Below are 6,000 nucleotides of genomic sequence, written 5' to 3'. Positions count from 1 at the left end.
TCCGCAAGAGAACTTCTGTGTGAGCTTAACCAGTGGGCGGCGGCCGGACCACCCCGGGGAACGCGCCGACCGCCGTCACCGAGACGGACGCCGCAACCGCGCCCGACGATGCCCGAAGGCGACAGGATGCCCCGTACCCGGCGGGACGACGTCCCCGCGGCCCGGCCGGGACCGGACCGGAGGCGGCGGGACGGGAACCGGGACCGGGCCGGGACCGGGCCGGGACCGGGCCGGGACCGGGCCGGGACCGGGCCGGGACCGGGCCGGGACCGGGCCGGGACCGGGCCGGGCACCGGGGACGGCGCCCCGGCGGGCGATCAGGGTGCCAGCACGTCCAGCTCGGCCATCGCGTCCTCGGTGATGGTGCGCATCACGCGCTCCGCGCGGGCACCGTCCCCCTCCCGGACGGCCTCCGCGACCTGGACGTGCAGGGTGACGGCCTCCTGGCGGGGGTCGCTGAACATCACCTCGTGCTGGGTCCGGCCGGTGAGGACAGCCGCGACGACGTCGCCGAGCCGCGCGAACATCTCGTTGCGGGAGGCCCGCAGCACGGCGCGGTGGAAGGCGATGTCGTGCACCAGGTAGTTGTCGAGCTGCCGCCCGCGCGAAGTGGCGACCATGCCCAGCGCGTACTCGGTCAGTGCGGCGCACTCCTCCGGAGTGGCCTGCTCGGCGGCGAGGCGGGCCGCGACCGGCTCGACGGCGGATCGCAGCACCGTGAGGGAGCGCAACTGGCGCCCCTGGTCGGCACCGGCCAGCCGCCAGGTGATCACCTGCGGGTCGTAGACGTTCCACTGCTCGGTCGGCAGCACGGTGACCCCGACCCTGCGGCGCGACTCGACCAGGTGCATGGACTCCAGCACCCGCACCGCCTCCCGCGCCACCGTGCGGGAGACCTCGTAGCGGGCGGCCAGCTCCTCGGTGAGCAGCACCGTGCCGGGCGGGTACTCACCGGCCGTGATCGCCGGGCCGAGCGAGGCGAGCATCCGCGCGTGCAGCCCGCGCTCGCGGCGCACCCCCCGACCGCGCTTCGCGCCGTCCGCACCCGCGGCGTCCGGCCCGTCCGCACCGTCCCCGCCGTCCCCGCGGTGCGGGTCCACCGGGCCGTACTCCCGGTCGGCGCCGTCGTCCTGGCTGGTCATGCCTCTCCCGACTTGTCTCCACCCCTCCCCGCGCACTCGACGAGTGCCCGGGACGCTCAGCCTACGTGCTTCTCGTCACGGCGAATAAGTATGACTACATCGCTTCCAGCTATTGAATACATGTGACCTATGGGGTTGAGTGTCCTGCGCGCCGAGCGAGGTCGACGAGGACGGTGAGAGCGGTGCGGAGCAAAAGGTCCGAGCAGGACACGGGGCTCGACCCGGTGGCCGACACGGCACCCGGACCGGCGGTGGAGCCGGTCGAGGGGCCGACCGGCCCGACGGCCGACCCGGCGGTGCACCCCGCCGCCGACGCCGTGGTCGTCGTCATGGGAGTGGCGGGCACCGGCAAGACCACCGTGGGACGCCTGCTCGCCGACGCACTCGACGTGCCCTACGCCGAGGCCGACGCCTTCCACCCGCCCGCCAACGTCGCCAAGATGTCCGCCGGAACCCCGCTCGACGACGCCGACCGGGCACCCTGGCTCGACGCCATCGGCGCCTGGGCGCACCGCCACCAGGGGCGCGGCGGGGTCGTGAGCTGCTCGGCGCTCAAGCGCGGCTACCGCGACCGGCTGCGGGCCGCGGCACCCGGTGTCGTCTTCCTGCATCTGACCGGCGACCGCGCGCTGATCGCCGAGCGGATGGCCGGGCGGTCGGACCACTTCATGCCCGTCACGCTCCTGGACTCGCAGTTCGCCACGCTCGAACCGCTGGCACCGGACGAGCCGGGCGCCGCCGTCGACGTCGCGCCGGGACCCCCCGCGGTCACCCGGCACGCCCTGGCGACGCTGGGCCGCCTCTCCCCCACTCATACCGACCAGTTGGTCAGCAACCCCTGACCCGTTCCCGCCACACATCACCACCCACGAAGAAGGAAGAGCCGTGCGCCATCTCAGTGCCGAGATGCTGGCCGCGGGGTCGCAGCAACCGGACCCCATCACCTCCGCCGGCAACGTCCAGTTGGGGATCGCCGCCCTCGTCGGCATCGCCGTCATCGTCGTACTCATCACCCGGTTCAAGCTGCACGCCTTCCTGGCGCTGACCGTCGGCACCCTCGCGCTGGGCGGCGCGGCCGCCGCGCCGCTGGACAAGGTGATCGCCAGCTTCAGCACCGGCCTCGGAGACACCGTCTCCGGCGTCGGCGTGCTCATCGCGCTGGGCGCCATCCTCGGCAAGCTGCTCGCCGACTCCGGCGGTGCCGACCAGATCGTGGACACGATCCTGGCCAGGGCGAGCAGGCGCAGCATCCCGTGGGCGATGGCGCTGATCGCGGGCATCGTCGGGCTGCCGATGTTCTTCGAGGTCGGACTGGTACTGCTGATCCCGGTGGTACTGCTGGTGGCCAAGCGCGGCAACTACTCGGTGATGCGCGTCGGCATCCCCGCGCTCGCCGGACTGTCGGTGATGCACGGGCTGGTGCCCCCGCACCCCGGCCCGCTCGTCGCCATCGACGCGATGGACGCCAACCTGGGCGTGACGCTGGCCCTCGGCCTCGTCGTCGGCATCCCCACCCTGATCGTGGCCGGTCCGCTGTTCGGCAAGGTGGCCGCACGCTGGGTCGACACCACACCGCCCGAAGGGGTCGTGCCCGAGCGGGCCGACGCCGAACCGGACCGGCGCCCCGGCTTCGGCGGCACGCTGGCCACGGTGCTGCTGCCCGTCGTGCTGATGCTCGCCAAGGCGCTCGCCGACATCGTCGTCGACGACCCCGAGGACACCGTCCAGCGGGTCATGGACGTGATCGGCGACCCGATGACGGCGCTCCTGGTGGCGGTACTGGTCGCGATGTTCACCCTGGGACGCCCCGCGGGCTTCACCAAGGACCGGATGTCCTCCACCGTGGCGAGCTCGCTCGGCCCGATCGCGGGCATCCTGCTGATCGTCGGCGCGGGCGGCGGCTTCAAGCAGACCCTGGTGGACGTCGGCATCGGGCAGATGATCCTGGACCTGTCCGAGGACTGGTCGATCCCGGCGCTGCTGCTCGGCTGGCTGATCGCCGTCTGCATCCGGCTGGCGACCGGCTCCGCGACGGTGGCCACCGTCTCGGCGGCCGGGCTCGTCGGCCCCCTCACCGCCGACATGTCCACGCCGCAGACGGCCCTCGTCGTGCTCGCGGTCGGCGCCGGCTCGCTCTTCTTCAGCCACGTCAACGACGCAGGGTTCTGGCTGGTCAAGGAGTACTTCGGGATGAACGTCGGGCAGACCCTGAAGTCCTGGTCGGTGATGGAGACGATCATCTCCGTCGTCGGGCTGGTGCTGTTGCTGCTGCTGTCGCTGGTGCTCTAGCACCCCGCCGGTACCCGCCCGGGAGGGCGCCCCTCACCGCGGGGCGCCCTCCCGGCGTTCCGGAAAGCGGTGCCCCGGGGTTCCCGGAGGGGGTGCCGCGCGGTTCACAGCCAGCCGTTCCTGCGGAACGCGCGGTACATGGCCACGCAGGTCACGGCGATGACGACCAGGACCAGCGGATAGCCGACGCGCCAGTGCAGCTCCGGCATCCGGTCGAAGTTCATCCCGTATATGCCGCAGACCATCGTGGGGACGGCGACGATGGCGACCCAGGCGCTGATCTTGCGCATGCCCTCGTTCTGGGCGGTGGAGACCTGCGCCAGATGGGCCTGGAGGATCGAGTCGAGCAGCGCGTCGAAGGAGGCGATCTGCTCGGTGACCCGGGCGAGGTGGTCGGCGACGTCCCGGAAGTACTTGCGTATCTCCGGGTCGATGAGCCGGTTGGGGCGGTCGGACAGCAGCTCCAGCGGCCGGGCCAGCGGGAGGGTGGCGCGCTTGAGCTCCAGCAGCTCGCGCTTGATCTGGTAGACCCGGCTGGTGCCGGAGCCGCCCCCGCTGCCGCTGCCGCCGAAGGGCGCCGCGGAGGCGAAGACCTGGCTCTCCAACTCGTCGATGTCGGTCTGCACCTCGTCGGCGACCAGCAGATAGTCGTCCACGACCCGGTCGGCGATCGCGTGCAGCACCGCCCCCGGGCCCTGCGCCAGCCGCTCGGGATCGGACTCCAACTCCTCGCGGAGCGGGCCGAGGGAGCCGTGCCGCCCGTGCCGGACGGTGATCACGAAGTCGGCGCCGGTGAAGACGACGATCTCGCCGGTGTCCACCACCTCGCTGGTGGTGGACACCTTCTCGTGCTCCACATAGCTGACGGTCTTGAAGACGGCGAACATCATCTCGCCGCCGTACCACTCCGCCTTCGGCCGCTGATGGGGTTCCAGTGCGTTCTCCACCGCGAGCGGGTGCAGCCCGAACAGTTCGGTGATGCCCTCGAACTCGGCTTCTCCCGGCTCGTGCAGCCCGATCCACACGAAGCCGCCGTCACCCGTGCCGCCACCGTCGCCGGCGTCCCTGTCACCTGCGGCGCCGCCCTTGCGGACGCAGGCCAGCGCCTCCGCGACGCCGCACTCCGCCATCAGCCGGGTGCCCTCGCGGTCGTAGGCCACACAGCTCACCACGGAGGTGCCCAGCGGGGAGCGCGCCGGGTGGGAGAGGTCCACCACAGGGCGCGGCACGCGGGGCCGCACCACCCTGCGCAGGCTGCGCACCACCGGCACCGTGGGCATGGGGGCTCCTCGGACTGCTCGTCGTTCCTTGCTCTCCCCCAACTGTGCCCGGATTCCCCCACCGAATGCGTGCCCCCACGCGGTCGCACCGCACACGTCCGGCGGCGTCCCACACGGCCGGCACCGCACGCGGGAGCCGGTCACCGGAACCGGCCACCGGAACCGACCGCCCGGGGACGCCGCGGTGCCGGCCTCCCGCGGCCGGGGACATCGCTAGGGGATCAGGACGACCTTCCCCGTGGTCTCGCGCCGTTCCAGGGCCCTGTGCGCGCGGGCGGCCTCGGCGAGCGGGAACGGGTGGGTGGTGTGGGTGAAGTCGCCCGCGGCGGTGCGGCGGAGCGCCTCGGCCCGGTGGTCCGCGAGGTGCTCGGGGTGGGCCAGCATGCTGCGCAGGGCGTCGATGTGGGTGACGCCGCGGGCCGCCAGTTCGTCGGCGGCCGGGGTGAACTCGGCACCGGAGATCGCGCCGTAGGTCACGAAGCGGCCGCCGGCGCCGAGCAGCCCGAAGGCGGTGCGGGCCTGCTCGCCGCCGACCCCGTCCAGTACGGCGGTGACGGAGCGTCCGCCGCCGGGCCCGGCCGGCCAGTCGGCGACCGTCCGCCGCCAGTCGGGAAGGGTGTAGTCGACGGCGAGGTCCGCGCCGAGTTCCCGGACCGCCGCGGTCTTCTCCGGGCCGCCGGCCGCACCGATCACCACGGCGCCCAGCGCGCGGGCGTGCTGGACCAGCAGCCGTCCCATGCCGCCCGCCGCCGAGTTGACCAGCACCACGTCGCCCTCGTCCAGACCGGCCCGGGCGAGGACCGCGACGGTCGTCCCGCCGGTGACGATCGCGGCGACCGCGGCCTCGTGGTCGAGCCCGGCGGGGCGCTCCAGCACCTCGGCGAGGTCCGCGACGGCGAGCTCCGCGTAGCCGCCGGGGGAGCCCTTCGCGGTGACCACGTCGCGGCCCAGCCACTCGGCCCCGACGTCGGGGCCGACCGCGTCGACGCGCCCGGAGACCTCGCCGCCGAACACGGCGGGCAGCTCGGGGAGCGGCGGCACGAGGCCCTCGGTCACCCCGGCGCGCAGGGCGGTCTCGACGGCGTGGACCCCGGCCGCGCGGACGGCGATCCGGACCTGGCCCGGTCCGGGTTCGGGGTCGGGCAGCGTCTCGTGGCGGAGGTTCTCGGCGGGGCCGAAGGTGTGCAGGACGACGGCGTGCATGGCGATGCCTTCCGGCTGGGGACTCTCGCTGGCTGCGAGACCCCCACCCTGCTACTTGAACTTAACTTCAAGTCAAAGCATCGCGT

At 73.3% G+C, this 6,000-nt stretch carries 5 protein-coding genes; 2 read left to right on the top strand and 3 right to left on the bottom strand.

What is annotated here, in order from left to right; genetic code table 11:
- Nucleotides 1-317: 317 nt before the first annotated feature.
- Nucleotides 318-986: a FadR/GntR family transcriptional regulator gene (locus A949_RS0115030; RefSeq protein WP_037706469.1), complete on the bottom strand. Its 669-nt coding sequence runs from the start codon at nucleotides 984-986 to the stop codon at nucleotides 318-320.
- 485 nt (nucleotides 987-1,471) lie between these two features.
- Here A949_RS0115030 and A949_RS33515 point away from each other — a divergent pair, with 485 nt between their 5' ends.
- A complete protein-coding gene (locus A949_RS33515; RefSeq protein WP_037706466.1) occupies nucleotides 1,472-1,984 on the top strand; it encodes a gluconokinase in 513 nt (170 codons plus the stop codon).
- A gap of 43 nt (nucleotides 1,985-2,027) precedes the next feature.
- Entirely contained in the window at nucleotides 2,028-3,431 is a 1,404-nt protein-coding gene (locus A949_RS0115020) for a GntP family permease (protein ID WP_019356838.1), read from the top strand.
- Nucleotides 3,432-3,535: 104 nt separating this feature from the next.
- Here A949_RS0115020 and A949_RS0115015 read toward each other — a convergent pair whose 3' ends face one another.
- Together A949_RS0115015 and A949_RS0115010 are read right to left on the bottom strand one after the other, a co-directional pair.
- Nucleotides 3,536-4,711, bottom strand: a complete 1,176-nt coding sequence (locus tag A949_RS0115015; protein WP_019356837.1) for a magnesium and cobalt transport protein CorA — start codon at nucleotides 4,709-4,711, stop codon at nucleotides 3,536-3,538.
- Between the two features lie 213 nt (nucleotides 4,712-4,924).
- On the bottom strand, nucleotides 4,925-5,914 hold the full coding sequence (locus A949_RS0115010) for a zinc-binding dehydrogenase (RefSeq protein WP_019356836.1): 990 nt from the start codon (nucleotides 5,912-5,914) through the stop codon (nucleotides 4,925-4,927).
- Nucleotides 5,915-6,000: the final 86 nt, after the last annotated feature.

Source organism: Streptomyces sp. AA1529 (genome assembly GCF_000280905.1).
GTDB lineage: Bacteria > Actinomycetota > Actinomycetes > Streptomycetales > Streptomycetaceae > Streptomyces.
Note: the sequence above shows the minus strand (reverse complement) of the source record. Positions and strands in the feature narration are given on the sequence as shown.

Coding starts and splice junctions, on each gene's coding strand:
- A949_RS0115015 (WP_019356837.1), bottom strand. CDS start 4,711: ATGCCCACGGTGCCGGTGGTGCGCAGCCTGCGCAGGGTGGTGCGGCCC.
- A949_RS0115010 (WP_019356836.1), bottom strand. CDS start 5,914: ATGCACGCCGTCGTCCTGCACACCTTCGGCCCCGCCGAGAACCTCCGC.
- A949_RS0115030 (WP_037706469.1), bottom strand. CDS start 986: ATGCTCGCCTCGCTCGGCCCGGCGATCACGGCCGGTGAGTACCCGCCC.
- A949_RS33515 (WP_037706466.1), top strand. CDS start 1,472: ATGGGAGTGGCGGGCACCGGCAAGACCACCGTGGGACGCCTGCTCGCC.